The sequence below is a fragment of the Bacillus sp. FJAT-28004 genome, assembly GCF_001280845.1.
GTDB lineage: Bacteria > Bacillota > Bacilli > Paenibacillales > Paenibacillaceae > Pristimantibacillus.
Window position 1 is genome coordinate 3,051,027 of record NZ_LGHP01000001.1, and the last position, 21,508, is coordinate 3,072,534.

Annotated in this window: 16 protein-coding genes and 1 pseudogene; 2 read left to right on the plus strand and 15 right to left on the minus strand. The window is 44.5% G+C overall.

Annotated features, from left to right (window positions below):
- Positions 1-52: 52 nt before the first annotated feature.
- The 8 genes from AC787_RS13255 to AC787_RS13290 all read right to left on the minus strand — a co-directional run bounded on the left by AC787_RS13255 (position 53) and on the right by AC787_RS13290 (position 11,775).
- Positions 53-4,399 carry a M20/M25/M40 family metallo-hydrolase gene (locus AC787_RS13255; RefSeq protein ID WP_054025216.1) on the minus strand — a complete coding sequence of 1,449 codons (4,347 nt, stop codon included), beginning with the start codon at positions 4,397-4,399 and terminating at the stop codon, positions 53-55.
- A 316-nt stretch (positions 4,400-4,715) separates the two neighbouring features.
- The gene (gene pruA, locus AC787_RS13260; protein WP_152970628.1) at positions 4,716-6,281 is read right to left on the minus strand and encodes an L-glutamate gamma-semialdehyde dehydrogenase; all 1,566 of its coding nucleotides are present in this window, start codon (positions 6,279-6,281) and stop codon (positions 4,716-4,718) included.
- Positions 6,282-6,293: 12 nt separating this feature from the next.
- Positions 6,294-7,208: a proline dehydrogenase family protein gene (locus AC787_RS13265; RefSeq protein ID WP_054025218.1), complete on the minus strand. Its 915-nt coding sequence runs from the start codon at positions 7,206-7,208 to the stop codon at positions 6,294-6,296.
- Positions 7,209-7,239: 31 nt separating this feature from the next.
- Positions 7,240-8,193: an arginase gene (gene rocF / locus AC787_RS13270; RefSeq protein WP_321166117.1), complete on the minus strand. Its 954-nt coding sequence runs from the start codon at positions 8,191-8,193 to the stop codon at positions 7,240-7,242.
- A 47-nt stretch (positions 8,194-8,240) separates the two neighbouring features.
- On the minus strand, positions 8,241-9,446 hold the full coding sequence (locus AC787_RS13275) for an ornithine--oxo-acid transaminase (protein WP_054025219.1): 1,206 nt from the start codon (positions 9,444-9,446) through the stop codon (positions 8,241-8,243).
- Positions 9,447-9,555: 109 nt separating this feature from the next.
- Positions 9,556-10,278, minus strand: a complete 723-nt coding sequence (locus AC787_RS13280) for an amino acid ABC transporter ATP-binding protein (protein ID WP_054025220.1) — start codon at positions 10,276-10,278, stop codon at positions 9,556-9,558.
- On the minus strand, positions 10,278-10,928 hold the full coding sequence (locus tag AC787_RS13285; RefSeq protein ID WP_054025221.1) for an amino acid ABC transporter permease: 651 nt from the start codon (positions 10,926-10,928) through the stop codon (positions 10,278-10,280). The genes AC787_RS13280 and AC787_RS13285 overlap by 1 nt, the downstream gene beginning before the upstream one ends.
- A 22-nt stretch (positions 10,929-10,950) precedes the next feature.
- Positions 10,951-11,775, minus strand: a complete 825-nt coding sequence (locus AC787_RS13290) for a transporter substrate-binding domain-containing protein (RefSeq protein WP_063847524.1) — start codon at positions 11,773-11,775, stop codon at positions 10,951-10,953.
- A 358-nt stretch (positions 11,776-12,133) separates the two neighbouring features.
- Here AC787_RS13290 and AC787_RS13295 point away from each other — a divergent pair, with 358 nt between their 5' ends.
- On the plus strand, positions 12,134-12,778 hold the full coding sequence (locus tag AC787_RS13295) for a GntR family transcriptional regulator (RefSeq protein ID WP_054025223.1): 645 nt from the start codon (positions 12,134-12,136) through the stop codon (positions 12,776-12,778).
- Positions 12,779-12,829: 51 nt separating this feature from the next.
- Here the strand turns inward: AC787_RS13295 and AC787_RS13300 are convergent, their stop codons facing one another.
- The 3 genes and pseudogenes from AC787_RS13300 to AC787_RS13310 form a co-directional block, all read right to left on the minus strand.
- Complete coding sequence (locus tag AC787_RS13300) at positions 12,830-15,196, minus strand: EAL domain-containing protein (RefSeq protein ID WP_054025224.1); 2,367 nt, start codon at positions 15,194-15,196, stop codon at positions 12,830-12,832.
- Between the two features lie 359 nt (positions 15,197-15,555).
- Positions 15,556-15,631 (minus strand): annotated as a pseudogene (locus AC787_RS35370) (DUF3934 family protein); the annotation flags it as partial.
- A 175-nt stretch (positions 15,632-15,806) separates the two neighbouring features.
- The gene (locus tag AC787_RS13310) at positions 15,807-16,001 is read right to left on the minus strand and encodes a hypothetical protein (RefSeq protein ID WP_054025226.1); all 195 of its coding nucleotides are present in this window, start codon (positions 15,999-16,001) and stop codon (positions 15,807-15,809) included.
- 442 nt (positions 16,002-16,443) lie between these two features.
- Between AC787_RS13310 and AC787_RS13315 the strand changes: the two genes are divergently transcribed.
- On the plus strand, positions 16,444-17,070 hold the full coding sequence (locus AC787_RS13315) for an SGNH/GDSL hydrolase family protein (protein WP_054025227.1): 627 nt from the start codon (positions 16,444-16,446) through the stop codon (positions 17,068-17,070).
- 106 nt (positions 17,071-17,176) lie between these two features.
- Here AC787_RS13315 and AC787_RS13320 read toward each other — a convergent pair whose 3' ends face one another.
- From AC787_RS13320 to AC787_RS13335, 4 genes are all read right to left on the minus strand, one after another.
- The gene (locus AC787_RS13320) at positions 17,177-18,166 is read right to left on the minus strand and encodes a Gfo/Idh/MocA family protein (protein ID WP_054025228.1); all 990 of its coding nucleotides are present in this window, start codon (positions 18,164-18,166) and stop codon (positions 17,177-17,179) included.
- 51 nt (positions 18,167-18,217) lie between these two features.
- Positions 18,218-18,856, minus strand: coding sequence for a ThuA domain-containing protein (locus AC787_RS13325; protein WP_054025229.1), 639 nt, complete (start codon positions 18,854-18,856; stop codon positions 18,218-18,220).
- A 36-nt stretch (positions 18,857-18,892) separates the two neighbouring features.
- Entirely contained in the window at positions 18,893-19,654 is a 762-nt protein-coding gene (locus tag AC787_RS13330; RefSeq protein WP_054025230.1) for a sugar phosphate isomerase/epimerase family protein, read from the minus strand.
- Between the two features lie 229 nt (positions 19,655-19,883).
- Entirely contained in the window at positions 19,884-21,500 is a 1,617-nt protein-coding gene (locus tag AC787_RS13335) for an ABC transporter substrate-binding protein (protein WP_054025231.1), read from the minus strand.
- Positions 21,501-21,508: the final 8 nt, after the last annotated feature.

The window sequence follows — 21,508 nt, forward strand, 5'->3', positions numbered from 1 at the left end:
ATGTTATAAATAAAAGGGCTGCCGATGGCAGCCCTTTTATCATTGCTACGGATTAATTTAGCTTCAAGAGCTTGCTAATGATTACGGCAGCTTGCGCCCTGTTAGCAATACCTTTTGGAGCATAAGAACCATCTGTCATACCGTTGATAACACCTTGCTCAGTCAGCAGGGCAATCGCTTCTTTCGCATAAGATGCCATTTTAGCTTGGTCGCTGAATTTACTTAACGCACCATCTACGTCGCTAGCTGCTGCTTCCTTATTAATAAGCTTCAACGCATTAGCAGCCATAATAGCCATTTCCTCACGTGTAATCGGACGGTTAGGATCAAATTTACCGTCGCCTACACCTTGAGCCAGTCCTGCTTTGACTGCCGCAGCTACTGAAGCGTAGTACCAATCCGACGTTTTCACATCACTGAAGTTTGCCGTGGCACTCGCATCCGCCAATTGATAAGCACGAACAAGCATGGTCAAAAACTCAGCTCGCGTTACTTGCTTAAGCGGTGCAAATGATGTGCTGCTAATACCTGTAATAATGCCCTTGCCAGCCAACTCCTTAATCGCGTCTCCAGCCCATGCCTCGACAGCTCCCAAATCCTTAAACTCAGGAACGTCAACTGGCGTTGGCGTCGGTGTTGGAGTGACAACTGGACCTGGTCCGCCGGTGCCTGGGTCCGGTGTTACAACTGGCCCCGTATCCACAGCTGATGCCGCTGCGAAAATTGCATTGGCTACCACTCTGAATTGCTTTTGCGGGTGTGCTCTGTTCAACAAATCATTCGCGAATAACGTGACATTGATATTTCCTTTTTTGTAGGTGAAGCCAATGGTTTTACCTTTTACTTTATCGTTTCCAGGCCACCAGCCTGCTTTAAAGAAGTCAGCATCTGTGCTTGCCGTTGCGAGCACCTTCGCATTTGCAGGAGTAGCAGTGATCCATGAACCCGATGCGGTGTAGAAGTATTCTTTTGCATCGTATGCAGCCGTAATCAAATGAGTTTGATCCAGCTCCGTTTTGAACAAGCCTTCATGGGAGCTTCCTGTCGTTGCGAAATCGAATCCTGGCAGCAGCGCCGAACCCTTCATCGTGTTCATTGCTGATCTTCCGAATCCAATATACGGCTTGCCCTCACCAATCAGATTTGTGCTTGCTTGACCGCTTGTGTTAATGAGCACATCGCTTGCTGCCATATCCGTTGTAACAGGGAAACCTAACTCTTTTAGAACAAATGCTGGAACTCCTGCAGCTGATACCGTCGTTGATTTCAGCAGCGGCCCTTCCTTGCTGTTTTTGCTGTCAAAAGCGATAACATCCAGCAAATATTTTTTGGAAATAGACTGGAGATCCGTTTTGGAAACAAGGAAATCTCCTAATTCGTAACCTGCAGCACCTTTGCTTAGCATCGTTACTGCTTTCTTCGCTGCAAGCAATTCATTTACTGCTTTAATTGCCGCATTACTCGTATTTCTAATGACATATTGTTCTGCATCGCCTGAAATTGTCGTCTCTGGAATCACTACTCCAGTAACGCTACTCGTTTTACCGGAAAATGCTCCGTCCTGACGAATCACATATCGATCAAAACCTCTCATATCAGCAAAGCTTTGAACAATTTCCGCATACATTTCAGAGAAATCCGATACATCAAAGCCATCATACAAGACTAGATTAGCGTATCCTCTCTTCGCTTGCTTCATGTTAACAACGTAAGAGCCAATTGGATAAACGATCTCGCCAATTGTCACTGGTGTCGTTGTCTGTTCTACTTTCACGCCATTGTTAAGCAAGTATTGAACCATTTCATATGTTGCAAGGCGGTTTTTTTGCAATTCGCTTGCTACAGGAAGAACATAATAGTCAGGGAAGAAATTAGTTTCTGCACCACGCGGTCTGCCAATCACTTGGTCAGCAGCATTCGTCAAATATTTATCAACGGTACGGCTGTCTGTATTTTCGATACCGCGTTTATAAACTTCAAGCTGATTCAAGAACAATTTTTCTTTGTTTTCGATTACATATTTAGTTGCAGCAACACTCGCATAGAAGAGCGCAGTTGTTGAATCCTCATTAAGCTCTGGTATTTCCAGTGTATGGCCTAATGCACCATGGTGCATTGCATAGACAGCTGTATAAGCAGGAGATGCATCGTCCCAGCCTGATTTATTAGGACCGCTGTTATTTTGATGGGATTCATACGGAATTTCGTAGCTTGTATACTTGGTATTAGCGATACCCGCTTTCCCCATCGCATTAGCTTGCTCGAGCATGCTTCCAATCAACAGATCATACTCAAAGTTCGGATCATGCGGCGGCGTACACGGCTCGATCAGGAAGCTGCCTACGAATCCATGCATATCCAAGAAGGAAAGCGGCGACCATTTGGCAATTTCTTTCGTTACGATTTTTGTTTCGGGCTGTGTTTGATAGGAATTATCGCGGTTTAAGTCAAATGAGTTCGCATTTGCCCGCGTATTCAAGGAGCGTCCATCTGGATTTTCTGTGAAATTCATTAAGAAAATAGCATTTTCAAGCGCATCATTTACGTTTAGCGTAACGGGCAGCGGATTAGCAGCATCCTCGTTCGTATTGAAATTTATGTTATCCTGCATCCCCATTTCCCGGAAGAAGTTAAGAATAACGTCAACGCCAGGCGCCTCATCCGGATGGATGTTGTTAAGCCATACCGGAACTTTATAGTCCGTGAACGTGCCATTTTTGATTTTATCCTGCAAGCCCTTCGGATCATTCATCATGGCAGGCATCGTTTCATTTAAGTATTTGTCTACAGAGGCTTTATCCTTTGCCAATATCGTAAAATAAATGTTTCTGCCTTGCACGGATTGGCCAAGAACTTGAGTCTCGACATAGCGATTATTTTTCGCATTAATTTCAGCTGTAATGGCATCAATCTCAGGTTTAATTTCATCATACGAATGATAGCTGTCATAAACATTAAGCTTAATTGGTGCGTTCGCAATGGTACGACCGTTCTGATCTAGAACTGCAAAATCACGAGTACCAAGCATCGCTGGGTATCTGGAACGGTGAGAACCTGACAAGTTAGTCGTGTTGTAAATAAGGTCAAACGTAATTTGCGCTTTAACCGTCGTTCCATCCAGAACTGGCGTTCCTTCCAGATAGATGAATGGGTCTCCCGAATAAGAGTTTGTACCCCACTTCTTCCATTCTGTCAGAGGTTTGTCGCCATAGCTCCATTGTAGATCTGCCAGCGTTACGCCTGCCGGCAATTCGAATGCAACGTCAATCGTTCTTTTTTCCGTTATGGATGCTTTATCTTTGCTTAGTTGAAGCTTCTCAGGTGCTAGCTCTTCTACTTCTAGAAGAATGCCTGTCAGCAATGTTGTAAATGTGGTTAAATGTTCTTGGATTCTTCCAGGATAGGCCGACTCGATATAATTTAGAGTATCTTTTGTCGTGTGCCAGATGCTTCCATCAAGCGTCGTTTGTGTATAACCATCCTTTTTGCCTAGGCTCCAGTTGGTCGCTTCCAAGTAGGCATAAGGAATTCCTACTTTCGAGAATGGCGCATGATCACTCCAGTCGCCTGTCGTTCCAGCTGGATATTCAGGGTTTTCACCTGGATTGGTAATGACGGAAAGATCAAGGCGATCAGCAATACTGAGGCCTAGGTCACGAACGAAACCTTTCGAGCCTTCGCTGCCATAAATGTACATATTGTCGCCGACAGCCAAGCTGTCAAGGTTAATCATCGCTATTGTATTTTTCTTCTCATCGGCAGTCATTTGAGACACATAATGTTGAGAGCCTTTAAGCCCTTGCTCTTCCGCGCCGAACGCAATGAATTTAATCGTATACGGCGTGGTTAGCTTGGACACTGCTTTCGCTGATTCCAGCATAACCGCAACACCTGACGCATTATCATCAGCACCTTTGCCTGCGCTGACGGAGTCATAATGCGCGCCTACGATTACAACCTTCGGCGACGTTCCTGCTTTAGTAGCTACGATGTTATTGGAATTAATCGTTGCTCCTTCGCGAGTATAGCTGAAAGGCTGTACCGCTGTATCAAGGCCTAGCTTTTCAAATTCAGCCTTCACATAATTTCCAGCTTCAACCTCTTTCGCTGAACCTGCTACTCGAGCACCGATTGTGGTCGCCATATAATCAAGATAATCATAAGAGCTTTTACCAACCGGAACTTCCGGCTCCGCAAGCGCAGATACGATTAGCGGTTCAGTATCCGATGCTTCTTCCAGACCCGTCGTTTCTGGAGTAGGGGTAGTTTCCGCAACCGGAGCCGTACCTGTGTCGTTGCCCTCTAGTGCGTATGCAGCACCAGGAGCAAAGATTGAGAAAACTAGCATTAAGGAAAGCATGAGTGCGAGAAGCTTTTGAGGGATAATCTTCTTAGACATGTTCTTCCTCCTTTTTTGTCTAGCAAATTAAACGATCAAGCAGAGTGAAGCCAAACCATAGATCGACGTTGCTATACTCATCACTCCATTCCGCTTTTGCGTTAATCAATTTTGACTTAATCTGGGATGTGCCTTTATGTATATGTGTTTAAAGCGTCAAAATTTGTATACAATATACTCATTACGTGAGATAGTGTAACATCAACATTTCATATAGACAATGATATTTTCGAAAAATCTATCAATATTCGATTAAAATCAATCATTTATGTTACTTTATCTAACGTTTAATCTCAAAAAAACGAATATTCTTTACTCATAGTTTAATAGACGTCAATTTAGCTTGCGTAAACAATAACATATAATCATGTCCACCAGCCTTGGAATCCGTACCTGACATATTAAATCCCCCAAATGGATGAACACCGACTAACGCCCCCGTACATTTGCGGTTAATATAAAGATTGCCGCAATGCATATCCTGCAGCGCCACTTGTATACGATCCTCTTCTGCCGAGAAAAAAGCACCCGTCAGGCCAAATTCCGTATCATTGTAAATACGGATAGCCTCCTGCCAATCCTTCGCCTTCGCAATCGCTAGTACGGGCCCGAATATCTCTTCTTGCATTAACGAATCTTTTGGAGCAACATCAACAAATACCGTTGGCTCTATGAAATAGCCACTCTCTATTCCTTTGCCGCCACCTACTAACAATCTACCTTCACTCTTACCTCTCTCAATTGCATTCATGATTTTGTCAAAAGAAGCTTTATCAATGACAGGGCCGATTGCCGCATTCTCTTCCGGCGAACCCATAACAAGCCTGCTCGTTCTTTCTTTTACTTTTTCTATTAGCTCATCATACACATCCGCTACAACGATAGCCCTTGAGCCTGCTGAACATTTCTGTCCCTGAAACCCAAAAGCAGAAGCCACAATTGCATCAGCAGCAGCATCGATATTTGCCGTTTCATCTACGACAATACCGTCCTTCCCACCCATTTCCGCTACCACTCGTTTCATCCATATTTGTCCTGGTGCTTGGTCCGCCGCAAGCTTGTTAATTCGCAGCCCTATTTCCTTCGAGCCTGTGAAGCTAATAAATCTCGTCTTCGGATGACTCGTCAAATAATCTCCTATTTCCGCTCCGCTTCCCGGTAAATATTGAATAACATCAGCAGGCATTCCTGCCTCTACCATCAGCTCATAAAACTTGTAAGCAATAATAGGAGTCGTAGATGCTGGTTTCATAATAATGGTATTGCCTGCAACAATAGATGCACTCGCCATCCCGGCGCAAATAGCGAGCGGGAAATTCCAAGGCGGAATAACAATCCCGACGCCTAGCGGAATATAAGTCAGACGGTTGTCTTCACCTACTAGCTTAACCAGTGGTTTAAGCTCATTGGTTTCCGCCAATTTCAACATTTCACGTGCATAATAATCCATAAAATCAATGGCTTCTGCCGTATCCGCATCGGCTTCAGCCCAGTTTTTACCAGACTCTATTACAAGCCATGCCGAAAAATAATGCTTTCGCTCCCGCATGAGCGCTGCGGCCTTCATTAAGCAGCTCGCTCGTGTCCACACCGAAGTATTCTTCCATGTCTCAAAGGCAGCAAGCGCTGATTTCATCGCCTGCTCAGCTAATTCCTGGCTTGCTTTGGACACTTCGCCTACCACTTCATCCGACCTTGCTGGATTAAGCGATACGATATAATTAGAGGTATGGACCGCATGACCGCCAATATGCAGCGGGTATTGTTTCCCTAACTCAGATCTTACAAGAGCAATGGCTTCCAGAAAGGCAGCACGGTTTTCAGTATTGCGAAAATCTGTCATCGGTTCGGTTACAAAAGGCGTTATTATCCATTCTCTCATTGTAATTCCCCTCTACTTCCACATATTTTTCAGCACAAACCATACATTGTCTGGCCGTTCAGCGAGCCTGCGCATGAAATAACCAAACCAATCTTCACCGTAAGGAACATAGATTCTCACTCTGTAACCATCGCGAACAAGTTCATCCTGCAGCTCCTCACAAATGCCATAAAGCATTTGGAACTCGAATTGCTCCAATGGAATTTCCTGCTCTTTAATAAACCTTTTTGCGCGTTCAATGATGGTTCGGTCATGGGTAGCAACCGCCGTATAACTCCCGCTTTGCAAATGCATCTTAATCAATCTTTCAAATGATAGATCGACATCCGTTTTCTGCGGATATGCAACCACTTCTGACTCTTTATAGGCACCCTTTACTAACCTTAAGTTCGATTGATTCAGCCCTAGCTCATGTACATCCTCTTCCGACCGAAACAAATAGGCTTGAATGACGATACCTACATGGTCATAAGACTCTCGCAGCTTTTTATATAAATCAAGAGCAGGCTGGCAGTGAGAGTAATCTTCCATATCGATTCTCACAAAGTTGTTCATTCGTGCAGCAGCATCCAATATCGTTCTCATATGCTCCTCGCACAGCTTGCTGCCTAGATCCAACCCTAAACTTGTGAGCTTCAAGGATAAGTTCGCATTTGCATGTGAAGCAGCTATTGCCTCAAGAGTACGTAAGCACATATTTGCCGAGTGAGCCGCTTCTTCTTTCCCGCGAATAAACTCACCTAAATGATCTAAAGTGGCCATTTTCCCTTGTTTATTAAGTTTCTTGACCGCTTCAATGGAGCTGTTGATCTCAACCCCAGCTACAAATCGGCTAGCTCCCAGCTTGAGGCCGTATTTACGCGCCAGACTGCCGACCCGCCTGCTTTTGCCGAGAGTCAGAAAAAAGCTTCTCATCATTTTTTCCATAACGAACCCTCGTCTCCCTAACGCCTAGATTCTATATGATTCGTTTGCCAAGCAGGGAAGTCGCCATCTCGACCGCAAGACGAGAAGTTCGCATACCTACATCCAGCAGCGGATTTACCTCAACGATATCCATAGATGTCACGCGGCCCGTTTCAGCGAGCAGCTCCATCGCAAGATGAGCTTCGCGATAGCTAATTCCGCCAGGAACCGGTGTCCCTACACCTATAGCCTCCGCTGGGTCCATACAATCCATATCAAAACTTACATGCACACCATCCGTACCACTGCTCACAATCTCAATTGCCTTTTCCATGACTGCCTTCATTCCTATTCGGTCAATGTCATGCATAGTGAAGCAAGCTATTCCTTCCGTACGAATAAGCTCCTTCTCGTAAGGATCCAAATCACGCGCTCCGATAATAACAACATTTTCTTTCTTAATGAGCGGTCCAGCTCCAGGTATATCGGAAAGCTTAAACTTCCCTAGACCCATCGCGACTGCAAGCGGCATGCCGTGCATATTTCCTGATGGAGTTGTCTCCTCCGTATTCAAGTCGCCATGTGCATCAAACCAGATAATGCCCAAATGATTGTAATGACCAGTCAAACCAGCTAATGTGCCAATCGCTACACTATGGTCCCCCCCTAAAACGAGAGGAAAGGAGTCTGCGAGCACTGCACGATAGACTTGTTCACCTACTAGCCCGCTCATTTCTTTCACTTCGGGCAAATATTTCATTTTGGGCTGCTTGGGATCGAGCACGCCATGCCTCGGACAACTCACCTCGTAATTGCCAACTAAATCAAATCCCATACTTCGGATTTGACGCGCGAGCCCTGATTGAATAATACTTTCTGGTCCAAGCTCCGATCCTGCACGGCTTCCGCCCATCCAGAACGGCACACTTATGAGTCTCACTTTTTTGTTAGCCATAGAATCCGCCCTCTCCGTCATGTTTAGATTCGCTTCCCCAACGTTTCCCAATGTGAACATCCCCTTCTTTAAGCTGTCACCGTTCACAAATCCAGATCTTATTCCCCATGAAGTACGCCCGCAATTATTTCTATCGCCCAATCTATCTCTTCTTTCGTTATGATGAGTGGCGGCGCAAATCGAATGGTTGTATCATGCGTTTCCTTGCACAATAGCCCTTCAGCCATCAGATGCTCACAGTATGGCCTAGCCGCTGTATCAAGCTGCAATCCGATAAACAAGCCTTTGCCGCGAATTTCCACAATATGCGGGGAGTTAATCTTAGCTAATTGGTCCCGAAAATAGTGCCCCAGCTCATCCGAGCGTTCTGCCAATTTCTCCTCTTCGAGCACAGCAATCGCCGATACAGAGACAGCACAAGCCAGCGGGTTGCCACCAAACGTAGACCCATGCGATCCAGGCTCAAAAACATCTAAAATATTATCGTTTGCAGCAATAGCCGAAATTGGCATCACCCCACCGCCCAGCGCCTTGCCCATAATATAAACATCCGGTGTTACACTTTCCCAATCACACGCAAATCGCCTTCCCGTGCGTCCAAATCCGGTCTGGATTTCGTCAGCTACGAACAACACATCGTTTTGCCTGCACAGCTCATAGGCTCCTGACAAATACCCTTCTGGGGGAATAATAATGCCCGCCTCTCCTTGAATAGGCTCAACGAGAAAGGCCGCGGTATTCGGCGTAATCGCTTGTTCAAGAGCGGCTAGATCACCATAAGGTACAAGCTTGAAGCCTGGCGTAAACGGCCCAAAATCCTTTTTGTATTCCTCTGTGGACGAGAAGGAGGTGACCGTTATCGTCCGTCCATGAAAGTTGCCCACGCAAACGATAATTTCCGCTTGGTCGTGCTGCACGCCTTTTTGACGGTATGCCCAGCGACGAACCGCCTTGATGGCAGTTTCCACTGCTTCCGCTCCCGTGTTCATCGCCAAAATTTTATTTTTACCCGTGTAATTAACCAGCTTTTCGTAAAACTCTCCCAACCTATCATTGTGAAAAGCTCGCGAAGTCAACGTTACTTTATCTGCCTGATCCTTAAGCGCATTAATAATCTTCGGATGTCTATGACCATGATTAAGAGCGCTGTATGCACTTAACATATCCATATAACGATTGCCTTCAGGATCCTTCACCCAGACACCTTCAGCCTCTGAAATGACGATGGGCAGCGGATGGTAATTATGTGCCCCATACCGATCTGACTGCTCAATGACAGCCGATGTTGATTTGGTGGATGTCATATTAATGAAATCACTCCTCCCTAATTTGTATACAATATTCAATTGTAGTTGTAAAAAAAACCTGGATTGATTTTTAACCACCAGGAATTTTCACTTTATAACCTTGCCACTATAAAACTTTAGCCAAAAAATCTTGCGTTCGCGGATGCTGCGGGTTTTGGAAAACCTTCAGCGGCACTCCCTCTTCAACAATACAGCCGCCATCCATAAACAACAGCCTATCGCCAACCTCGCGGGCAAAGCCCATTTCATGCGTTACAATGACCATCGTCATTCCGTTTTGAGCAAGCTTCCTCATCACTTCAAGCACCTCGCCGACCATCTCTGGATCAAGCGCTGACGTCGGTTCATCAAAAAGCATAACGCTAGGCTTCATGGCAAGCGCTCTAGCTATCGCAACACGCTGTTTCTGTCCGCCTGAGAGACGATCTGGATATGCATTTTCCTTATCTTCCAGCCCTACTAAACGCAGCAGCTCCAACGCTTCCACTCTTGCTTGCTCTTTGCTTAGCTTCTTCAGCTTTCGCGGGGCTAGAGTCAAATTTTCCAAGACGGTCATATGCGGAAATAAATTAAAATGCTGAAAAACCATCCCCATTTGTTGACGAATCTGGTTTAAATCCGATTGTTTATTCGTAATTTCGCGATCATTCAGCCGAATATCACCTGCCGACGGCTCCTCCAAACGATTCAAACAACGAAGAAAGGTGCTTTTGCCTGAGCCGCTTGGTCCAATGACAACGACGACCTCGCCTTTGGTGATCACTGTATCTATGCCCTTCAATATTTCATTTTTTCCGTAAGATTTCCGCAGCCCTTTTACTACTATCATCAGCTTCTCAACTTCCTCTCCAACACAGCAAGCAGCCTGGATAATGTAAACGTCATGATAAAATATAAAGCGCAAGCGACTAACAACGGCTCCATAGGCGAGAAGGTGACGCTCTGAACCGTACGAGCATTGTACATCAGCTCTGCAATTCCTATGACGGATATAAGCGAGGAATCTTTAATAATAATAATAAATTCATTGCCAATTGCCGGCAGCATATTGCGAAAAGCTTGGGGTAATACGATGTAACGAAGCGCCATTCCTTTGCTTAGCCCCAAGGATCGTGCCGCTTCAGCCTGCCCCTTGTCAATCGCCTCAATTCCCGCTCGGAACACCTCGGCCATGTAGGCTGAACTATTGATCGTAAGCGCTACCACACCCGAAACAAATGGAGAAAAATTTATGCCAAGTCCCGTTAGTCCAAAATGAATAATGAAGATTTGTACGAGCATAGGAGTCCCGCGTATGATCTCAATGTATGCAGAAGCTATAAACTTAATCGGCCAAAAACTTGAGATTCGCATTAGTGCAAAGAGGACCCCGAGCAGCGTGCCTAGTGCCACGCCGAAGAAGGATAACTCCAGCGTGACCAAGGCTCCTCTCAAAAAAATTGGCCAATACTCCGCCAGGAAACCGAAGTTTAAATCCATATCCAACTACTCCGTCCGTTCATTATTCTCCAACCAGTTCATTTGCCTCAATGACATAACGATCAATTTCGCCGCTCTCCTTCAAACGAGCAATCGTTCCATCAATTTTATTCAGCAAGTCTTGATTGCCTTTCTTAACAGCTATCGACACGCCAGCCTCTTCCACGGGCTGCTCAATCTTCACTTCAGACACTGCAATATCTGTTTGCACCACAGCGTATTGATCCGCAACCGGTTTTTCAAGAATAATCGCATCTACACGACCGCTCTTCAACTCCAAAATAAGTTCTGGAATCTTACTCAAAGCCGTTAACTTAGCATCAGCGATTTCCTGTGCAATTCCTTCTTGAATCGAGCCCTTTTGAATACCGATTTTTTTACCTTTCAAATCATCCAACGACTTGAATTGTTCAGCTTGATCTTTTTTCACCAAAACACCTTGACTTGTGAGGTAATAGATTTCTGAGAAATCAACGTTCTTTTTGCGTTCTTCCGTAGGCGTCAGCCCTGAAATAACCATATCAACCTTGCCTGTATCAAGTGCGAGCAGCAAACCATCAAAATCCATATCTTGAATTTTAAGCTCAGCATTCATATCTTTCGCAATCTCTCTAGCAATTTCGATATCAAAACCAACGATCGTATCTTTACCGTCTATCATCTTATGGAATTCAAATGGTGCATAATCTGCGCTCGTACCAAGGGTGAGCGTCGTTTTCTCCACAGCTGGAGGATCAGTCGCTGCGTTATTATTCGTTGCAGCTGGTGTGTTTTCCTTATTATTTTGACCACATGCCGAAAGGACGACCATAACCGAAATAAGCAGCAATGATAATTTCTTTTTCATTTCCATCTCTCCCAATTCATTATCTGATTTAGTCTAAAATCCCCCGAATTGAATATACGGAGTAAAATCTGTATACAATATACATATATGATGGTAGTAATTATAACATCGCTCCCCACTATCTACAACGTTTTTTTTATAAAACTACGGAATAGTCATTTTTCTATGTGAGTTTTTATTACATCTTTCGACATATTACTACGCTTGTCTAACATCTGGATCAGATGTTAGAATAGTGAAATCATATAATGCAAGACTGCATGATTCATTAAATAAGTCACTGCTTTAAAAAAATATAAAAGTAAACAACAACAATCACCTTTACCTCATTAAAGTTAGTTAGAACAGGGGAACCTACATGCAATCACCTAAATACCAATCGTTAAAAGACCATGTTTACGAGTACATCGCTCAAAAGATACAAGACGGCACGCTGCTGCCGAACCAAAAAATCAATGAAGCTGAAATCTGTAAGAAACTAGATATTAGTCGTACGCCTACAAGGGAAGCATTATTTCAACTATCCTCCGACAACCTCCTAGATTATTTGCCTAGACGCGGCTTTACTGTCAAAGCCTTCGATTCCAAGAAAAAACTCGATTTTTCCCGAATTATCGGTGTTTTGGATGCACTTGCTGCTACCCTATGTATCGATTTGCTCCAGCAATCCGACTACATGGAAATGGAGAGGCTTGTCGACAAAATTGATCTCGATATTAGCGAGCTTTATTTTTCCGATTATTATATGGATCAATATAACTTTCACGATATTTATATAAAAAAATGCGACAATCCTGTTTTAATCGAAACTTTAAACTCATTAAAAAACAGCTTTATTCGTCAGTCGTATGCAAGTGAGGACAAGCCGAAGCTGGCAAGCGTGCTAAAGGAAGTTAATGCGGAGCATCGGAAAATTCTCAATTTGTTTCGAGCGAAGGATCACGAAGCTTTGGAAGATACAATTAAGCATCACTGGCGAATCATTGATACAGAGATGCTCTAATATCATACAAAAGGAGGCTGCCGATGGCAGCCTCCTTATTTCTAAACCCTGTTACCTAGCGATTAACAGTTTATTAAACTCTAGCAATGGGAGCGGCTTATGATAATAATAGCCCTGCGCTTTGTCGCAGCCAAGCTGTCTCAGCTGTTCATATTGATCCCATGTTTCTACGCCTTCTGCAACTACCTGCTTCTGCAGATCATGTCCCATCGACACAATGGTCTTCACGATAGATAATCCGCCCTGATAGGCATCCATGTCTGTAATAAAGGAGCGGTCAATTTTTATAATAGCAATGGGAAGCTGTCTTAGTACGCTTAAAGAGGAATACCCTGTACCAAAATCATCAATGGCGATATGTATGCCTAAGGCAACAAGCTCATCGAGCATTTTCCTAGCTACATTCAAATTATTAACGACCATGCTCTCCGTGATCTCCAAGCATAACCGATCAGGCTCCAAGCCGCTGCAGCGCAAAGTCTCCTGAACCTTGTTCACGAAATCCGGCTGCATGAATTGTCTCGAAGAGACATTCACAGATAACATAAAATCATTCCAGCCTTGCTCCTGCCACAGTCTTCCCTGCTGACAGGCCTCCGCAATGACCCACTGTCCGATTTCATTAATTAATCCCGTTTGCTCCGCCAGTGTTATAAACTCTTCTGGATGCACCATACCAAGCTCTACCGATTGCCAGCGAATAAGCGCCTCCGCTCCGATCAATTGCCCGCTAGCCAAATTGATTTGCGGCTGATAATGGAGAACAAATTCCTTGCGTTTAAGCGCCTTGCGGAGATGCTTCTCCAGCTTGACGTCTCGCTGAACCAGAGCAATCATCTCGTTCGTATATAACCGATACTGGTTGCCTCCGCTATGTTTCGCATTGTACATTGCAATGTCTGCCCTCTTGATAAGCCCATCGGAGCTGTCATCATCAAATGGGTGCACACTGATTCCAATACTGCCGCCTAGGTAGAAATCTTGCCCTTGAAGCGTAATGGGCAGCTGAAAGGCTTGATGAATGTTTTCGGCTAGCGACACAATCTCATCATACTCCTCGGCTTCTTTAATTAAAATAATAAATTCATCTCCGCCCAGGCGGGCAAGCAGATGCTGCTTATCCACATTTTGTTGCAGCCGCTGAGCTATATCAATCAAAGCCTGATCGCCAAATTGATGTCCAAGCGTGTCGTTAATTAGCTTGAAGCGATCCAAATCGATAAGCATGACTCCGAGTAATGCTTTAGTCGATTTTACAACTTCCAGCGAAGCCTCCAACTCTCTATTAAAATGATAGCGATTGGGCAACTTAGTCAACGTATCGTGATGTGCCAAAAAATGAATGAGTTGCGACTCATCTTTCTGCTGCGTAATATCCCGAATGACCATAAGCAAAAACCAATCTTTACCTTCGGACATCATCTCTGTGTCAGCCAAAATGTCCCGTTTCTGCCCTTGTTGATTCACTATGGTCAGCTCACGGTTTCTCCAAGCATCCTTTGGAAAGGAAGCAGCAAACGCCTCCTCCATGCTTTTCCGTTCATTAATGACAATAAAGTCAGATAAGGAGCGATTTTCGAGTTCCTCCTCCTTCTGGAATCCAAGTATACGAAGTGCGCCAGGATTTACTTCCTTTATCGTCATATGTTTGTCGACCATAATGATTGCGGTTGGAGAAAAATGATAAAGCAGCTCATACTTTTTGGTCGTAGACGGTAAAAAATCATGTTTCATATAGACACGAAGTGAAATGCTCCATATTATCGTTGTCAAAAAAATGGCTGAATCTGAAACATAAATATTGGGTGAGAATGCAGCATTTATAATCATTACCCCGATCGTCGCCAGCTGGTAAAATAGATTCGCTTTAAACAGCACGATAAATCGTTTACGATCTCCATGGTTACTCGCTTTATTTTGAGCTATTAGACAAATGGCTACGTTGAACAATGAATAAACGACCAATAAACTATAAATAACGGTCATGATTGGAGCAACTTCGATTTGCTTCCAGAATCCCTCTATACGAGCCCCTTCAAATAAATATCCTTTTCCTCGTATTAATAGAAGCAGAAAGTACGTCATAAATGGCATGAACGCTATGCCTATACTAGCCGAGCGAGAAAGCCGGTGGTAACTGCGCCTTGCTGTGAGATGAAGCAGAACGCTCATGCTTGCAGCCGCTATAAAAGTCGGATAAACCATATACGCGGAAATATTCAGTGCATGCTCAGCCGATATTAGTTGTTGAAGATATTGAAAAAAGATCATACACGCCAGCAAGCATATCGTAAGGGAGGCAAGTCGATTCTCAATATGCTTAGCATTTCGTCTTATGATAACTAGAGAAGTGTCAATCATATAGATGATCGGTAGCATAAACAAAAGCAGGAGCAGTATAGATTGATAGTCACTCATATGATATTGCCACCTCGCTGAACATTATTCAAATATACAATTCACATATTTATCCATGCAATATTACTATTATAAAACTTAAATATCGACAGGACAACGAGAAAAAGACGGTTAAACAGAGGTCCACTCTGTCTAACCGTCCTTCTATAAGAGCCCCTGTTCTCGCGAGGCCTGCTCATTGCCATTTTTTTATTTTTTGCCTTTTGCCGCGCTTCCGCCTTTAAATGCGGTACTGCCTTTAGTCATGTTAGCGCTTTTAGCATTAGGCGTATTTTTATCTTCAGTTTTTCCTTTTTCTCCGTCAGCGCCTTTAGTACCTTGGTTTCTGCCAAATACCTTTTTCGCTAACTTCTTCTTTTCCCCTGCTTGCCAGCGATTCCAGCCTTTTTTGTCCGTTCCTCTTCCGGTTCCGCCCTTACCCTTTGTGCTACTCATATCATCACTCCATCATGTCTTCTATGCCGAGTTAAACCTCATAAAATGCAGCAACAGCATCTATCAGAATCTTGTTCCTCGTTATCATTACTTATCAGTATACCATTAATCCTGCACTTGGATTCTTATGATGGCTTTTAAATTTGAAATTCGTTATGGCTTTTGTTCGTCAATCTTAATAAACATGAACCTTATCGCTCATGATTTTCCAAAGGATATTTTTATGACGCTCAGCTCTAAGAACCAATGCCTTCAGCGCAGCTAGTGCTTCGCCTGCTTGTTCCAGGTAGTACTCGTCGCCAAAAAGCGTGTATAGTCTCATATAATCATTATATTCATCCAGCCATTCATTGAAGTAAGAAGAGATCATGCCCATCACTCCCTTAATTCGATTATAGAGCAAGAACATTAAGATTTTATGAAAAAAATAGGAGAAAAACATAAAATCATTCTAGCGCTTTCAATTTCTATAGTATATTTTAAAATTTTCTGAATATTCCCAAAAATGTTTACACACCATTAACAATCACGAGCAGCGATTCGAGCTGCGGCGGCGTTAAAACGACGCCACTCTATTTATTCCTCATTCTACTATTAAATAGGAAATAACAACAAATTTAAATAGAAACTTCAGTTATAATTGTTTCTTATTTTATGGTAGAAATAACAGCTGCTTATTGACCGGAGAATAGAATCCTATGTATTATGAATCTGCTGACCAAGAAATGGCTCTCACAGACATCCCGCTTCAAGAGATTTTTTAATGCCTTATCTTATGAAGACTAGTATCTGAACTCATTGGAGGTCTAAAAATGACATTAATCGATCAAAACGCAGTTGTTCTATTTCAAGGAGACAGCATCACCGATGCTGGCCGCAACCGAAATGACTGGGCAAATCTAGGATCGGGTTATGTAAACCTTGTAACGTCATTGTTTACGAGTAAATATCCTGAGAAGCAAGCTACGTTTCTGAACCGTGGGATATCAGGCGACCGTGTCATCGATTTGGAGCGGAGATGGGAAACGGATTGCCTTGATTTGAAACCAAGCTTGCTGTCTGTTTACGTAGGCATTAATGACACTTGGCGCCGCTATGACAATAATGATCCGCTTAGCACCGAGGAATATTATACAACCTACCGCCGCTTGCTAAGCAGAGCGAAGGAGCAGTTGAATGCCAAGCTTGTTCTAGTCGAGCCCTTCGTGCTGCCGGTTAACGATAGCCAGAAGCAATGGCGTGAGGATCTTGATCCAAAAATTCAAGCTGTCCGCGAGCTGGCAGGAGAATTTAAAGCTATTTATGTTCCGCTTGATGGATTGTTCGCGCAGGCTGCAACGCAGACAGGCCCAGCTTATTGGGCTCCCGACGGTGTCCACCCGTCTCCAGCAGGTGCCGCACTTATTGCCGAGGCATGGCTGCAAGCGGTAAAAGCATAAATCGTATCACTCCTGCAAAGCTGATCCTTAGGATCAGCAAGCTGTAAGTGTATTTATAACCAAAAGGAACAGGCCGCATAAGCAGCCTGCTCCTTTTTTTTACTGCTTATTCGTCAGCAGGGTAACGAAGACCCCACTGCTTCCTGATCGTATCAAGCGTGTCCATAATTGCAAGCGTCTCATCCAGCGGAATAATTGAGCTTTCGAGCCTGTCCTCGCGCAGCGCATTCATCACTTCCTCAGCTTCAAATGCATAACCCTCTGCTTCACGGTCGTCCTCGATCGACTCCGCAATGCCATCTTTCGGGTGGAGGTATGCTGATTTACCGAACAAAAAGTTTGGCACATGAATATGCCCTTTCGTTCCATAAATATAGGCATCGTTAACCATGCCTAGCTGTACCGCTCCATTCAGCGATGCAGTACGTCCACCTTCATATTCAAACAATAATGAAAAGTGCTCGTCTACTCCCGTCTCGCCAAGATGGGCACTGCTCATAATTTTTGATGGCGCACCGCCAAAAATGAAGGAAGCGAAGGAAACCGGATAAATACCAGCATCAAGCAATGCCCCGCCGCCCAGCGCAGGATCCAGCAAACGGCTCTCCGGCGCCCAGCCGATATCAAAGCCAAAGTCAGCTTTAAGCAATCGCACTTCACCGATTTTGCCATCGCCTATCCATTCCATAACCTTACGGATAGGCGGTAAAAACCGCGTCCACATCGCTTCCATGAGAAAAACTCTTTTTTCCCTAGCTAATTCAATGATTTCTCTCGCTTCCGCAGCATTCATTGTGAATGGCTTCTCGCAAAGCACTGCTTTGCCGGCGCGCAGGAGCGCGAGCACATTTTCTTTATGGATCGGATGCAGTGTGCCTACATAAACAATATCGACCTCAGAATCTTGAGTCAGCTCTTCAACACTGCCATAAGCGCGTGGAATATTATACTCCTTGGCAAAGCGTTCAGCCTTCTCTAAATTTCTTCCTCCAACAGCGACTAGCTCTGCGCCCTCTGCAAATGCTAAATCTTTAACAAATTTTGAAGAAATCCAGCCTGGTCCCAAAATGCCCCATTTAATCGTTTGTACCGACATCTCCTTATTCGCTCCTCTGAATAAAAATGTACAATCGTTGTTTGGTCCCTATTATCGGCCGCTTCCGCCGCACCATTTCAATGCCTGTTTTATCGTTGCCTGATACTCTTCCTTCTGCAGCACGGATAAGAGATGCCCTGGTGTTAACACGCATACTCTTCCTTCACCCTGCTCCCTTGTCCAGCCTGCCGGCTGCGTGCCATGTTCGGTCACCGAGGTCATCAATACTTGAATGCGATCGTCAATAACCTCCATAAAATAGTGCTCGTCATGCACCGTAAAGTCCTGTGCATTCGTTCTGTCCCATGGCGTCTCGTCCATAAAAACGACCGTAACGGAACAAGCCTCCGGATGATGCTGGAATACCCCGCCGACAAGCTCGAAGAAAACAGGCTCATTGCGATAGCCCACCGTTCCAGCATGCAGCACCAGCAATCCTTTTCCTTGCTCGACATAGCTCTGGAATTGCAGTTGTATCTCATCTGTAAGCCATGGCGTGTTATCTGATGCCGAAACTTGATTCGATTTCGCAAGCACAACAACATCCTGCTGATCCATCCAAACACGCGACCATTCCGACGCATCCTGGATATAATCGAGCTGAAAACCTTGCTTGCCGAGCGGCTCCAAACCTTCCATGATGAGCTTGCCCGGATGCCAATAATCGTCGCAAATGATGCCGATTTTCATCTCTATCATCCTCTCGCTTCTATATTAGCATTACTCCTATAGTAATTTCTTTAAATTATTGAAGCTAATAGCCAGGCTCTCAAACGGATCACGCCTGCAGACATCCTGCTCGACTACATACCATTCCACACCAATTTCTCTGCACGCTTCAATAATCGCTTGGAAATTCAGGTTTCCTTCGCCAATCTCCGCGAACACTTGTTGATAATCAACGATTTCCAAATCTTTGAGATGAACAACTCCCATACGGCCCTTCACCTGATGAATAGCTTCTACCGGGTTTACTCCGCCAACATGTACCCAGTAGGTGTCGAGCTCGAAGCCAACCGCAGCCTGATCGCTTTCTTGTTGCAAAATATCCATTCCCGTTCTGCCTGCAAACTTCTGGTACTCAAACTGATGATTATGATAAATAAACTGCAAATCATGCTCCTTCAGCTTTCTTCCGATTTCTGTCGCTTGTTTTGCAAAGGTGGAGTAGCCCTCCGCGCTTGTCCGGTACTCATCAGGGATAGAGCCTAACCCTACGTACTCACAATTCCACAGCTTATGCTTCTGCACCGTATTGTCAAAGTCATTGACCAAAGAATCAAGGCTTACATGCGTTGCACAAATACGAAGTCCTTCGGCGTCTGCCAATTCCTTCACTCTTTCCGGAGCAATGGGACCTACTCCCGATACTTGAACCGCTTGATAACCGATTTCCCTTACCTTGCGCAGCGTCTGCTCCAAATCCGCTTCATTTTGGCAATAGTCACGCAACGTATACAACTGCACTGCAATATTTGATAAATTCATATCTCCGCCGCCTTTATCTTAAATTTGGGTTAGCTTACATCGTTATCGATTAATTGTAGCATTATTAATGAAAGCGCTACTTTACTGAGGTTAACCAAGCATAGCCTTTTAATTGATTATAATTGACCAAAGTGAAAATTTTCTTATGAAGGTTCTGAAAAAAGCGCAATAGGAGTCCCGCACATTCGTGCATGGAAACTCCTATTGCGCTTAATGGTCTATCTATCCGTTAACCCTCAATCAGCTTCTTATATGCATCCATTTGGCGCTGCAATTCAGCAAGTACCTTGTCGTAGCCTGCTGTTTTGAGCTTGCTGCGGAATTGTTCTACGGCTTGAGCCGGATCTCCTGCTTTACCATACGTAATCGCAGGTCCCATCTCGCCCGAAACTTGCGTGATTGCTGTCAACTCAGCTTCTACCGGTGTCTTATCAAATACGAATTGGCCGTAAGGGTAAGGCTTTTTGATTTTGTCATATTCCGCATACAATGTTTCTTCGAGCTGATCCCAAGTCGTTACGCTAGGAATTTCGAATTTGTCGACACGTCCACCCCAGAAATCCGAATAAAAGGAATCCTTAGCCTCGTTGTAGGCTGCTGGCTGCGCGCGTTTGCCGTCTTTCACTTCGTATTGTACGCCTTCCAAACCGTAGTTGATCAAATGATAAATTTGCTCGTCATTGCGAATTAAATCATAAGCCATTAGAGCGCGCTCAGGGTTTTTGCTGTGCGCTCCAAGCGATGTTCCTCCGTGCGTGATGGAGAGCTCTGTCAAGTTATTGCCGCCTGTACGAGCAAATGGGAACATTTGCAGCTCAGAACCTGGTTGATCCTTATCCATATTAACGCGCAGCCCGCCAAACGTTTGTGTATGATGCTGATCTAGTCCTGACAATCCAGCGCGCAGCGCGGAACGGTTGTCGTTTTTGTTGTTCAGCACATCCTCGCGCCAGTAGCCTTTATCTGCCCATTCCTTCATTAACGTTGCGAAATTAAGGAATGTGTCTTCAAATACAGGGCTCACTACCGTATACTTCTCCTCAAACGACTTGGTCGTGTACACTGGCAAATAGCCCGTTGAAATTGGAAGCTCTAATTGATCCGTGTAGGACGCTGCATACCCGCCAAATGTGCTTGTTGCTGCAACAGCATCCCAAGGAATGACGCCTTCTTTGTTATCTTTAATATATTGTAGGTATTTGCCAATGCCTTCCCAATCTTTAATTGGATCCGTTATGCCCGCTTCCTTCGCCCAATCTCCACGGTAGAAGAAGCCATGGTTAACCCACTGTGTGTAATCATTTTCTGGAATCAGAACGATATTCCCTTTATATTTGCTCTCCGACCAGTCCTCTTCAGGAATCGAATTCCAGGTTTGCGGCGCATATTGCGGCAATAAATCATTCAAATTCATAAACGCCCCGCGCTGTGCATTGCCCCATGTATCAAGCCAGTCCGTACCAATCGTAATCAAATCCACCGCTTCGCCGGATGCCAGCAGCAGATTATATTTCGTCTGCCAATCTGCCCATTCGACCCATTTCCACTCCAACTCGGCGTTGATTTTTTCCTTCATCAGCTTATTAACCTCAGCCAGCACCTTCTCGAACTGACCGTTTTTCGGCTTATCGCCAAGTACAACATAGCTGATTTTTACGAATTTGGAAGTATCGGCTGCTTTATTGCCATTATCCGTGTTCGTGCTCCCCTTATTCCCGTTTTCCGTGTTCGTACTCCCTTTATTGCCGCTTTCCTTTTTATCTCCGTTGCTGCCGGAACAGGCCGCAAGGCTGATGATCATCATTACAGCGATTAGCAGAGCGGAAATCTTCTTGAAGTTCGACATCTCACTTC

What these genes read in the sequence shown, in the direction of transcription:
- AC787_RS13255 (WP_054025216.1), bottom strand. Translation starts at nt 4,399, where the DNA reads ATGTCTAAGAAGATTATCCCTCAAAAGCTTCTCGCACTCATGCTTTCC.
- pruA (WP_152970628.1), bottom strand. Translation starts at nt 6,281, where the DNA reads ATGAGAGAATGGATAATAACGCCTTTTGTAACCGAACCGATGACAGAT.
- AC787_RS13265 (WP_054025218.1), bottom strand. Translation starts at nt 7,208, where the DNA reads ATGGAAAAAATGATGAGAAGCTTTTTTCTGACTCTCGGCAAAAGCAGG.
- AC787_RS13275 (WP_054025219.1), bottom strand. Translation starts at nt 9,446, where the DNA reads ATGACATCCACCAAATCAACATCGGCTGTCATTGAGCAGTCAGATCGG.
- AC787_RS13280 (WP_054025220.1), bottom strand. Translation starts at nt 10,278, where the DNA reads ATGATAGTAGTAAAAGGGCTGCGGAAATCTTACGGAAAAAATGAAATA.
- AC787_RS13285 (WP_054025221.1), bottom strand. Translation starts at nt 10,928, where the DNA reads ATGGATTTAAACTTCGGTTTCCTGGCGGAGTATTGGCCAATTTTTTTG.
- AC787_RS13290 (WP_063847524.1), bottom strand. Translation starts at nt 11,775, where the DNA reads ATGAAAAAGAAATTATCATTGCTGCTTATTTCGGTTATGGTCGTCCTT.
- AC787_RS13295 (WP_054025223.1), top strand. Translation starts at nt 12,134, where the DNA reads ATGCAATCACCTAAATACCAATCGTTAAAAGACCATGTTTACGAGTAC.
- AC787_RS13300 (WP_054025224.1), bottom strand. Translation starts at nt 15,196, where the DNA reads ATGAGTGACTATCAATCTATACTGCTCCTGCTTTTGTTTATGCTACCG.
- AC787_RS13310 (WP_054025226.1), bottom strand. Translation starts at nt 16,001, where the DNA reads ATGATCTCTTCTTACTTCAATGAATGGCTGGATGAATATAATGATTAT.
- AC787_RS13315 (WP_054025227.1), top strand. Translation starts at nt 16,444, where the DNA reads ATGACATTAATCGATCAAAACGCAGTTGTTCTATTTCAAGGAGACAGC.
- AC787_RS13320 (WP_054025228.1), bottom strand. Translation starts at nt 18,166, where the DNA reads ATGTCGGTACAAACGATTAAATGGGGCATTTTGGGACCAGGCTGGATT.
- AC787_RS13325 (WP_054025229.1), bottom strand. Translation starts at nt 18,856, where the DNA reads ATGAAAATCGGCATCATTTGCGACGATTATTGGCATCCGGGCAAGCTC.
- AC787_RS13330 (WP_054025230.1), bottom strand. Translation starts at nt 19,654, where the DNA reads ATGAATTTATCAAATATTGCAGTGCAGTTGTATACGTTGCGTGACTAT.
- AC787_RS13335 (WP_054025231.1), bottom strand. Translation starts at nt 21,500, where the DNA reads ATGTCGAACTTCAAGAAGATTTCCGCTCTGCTAATCGCTGTAATGATG.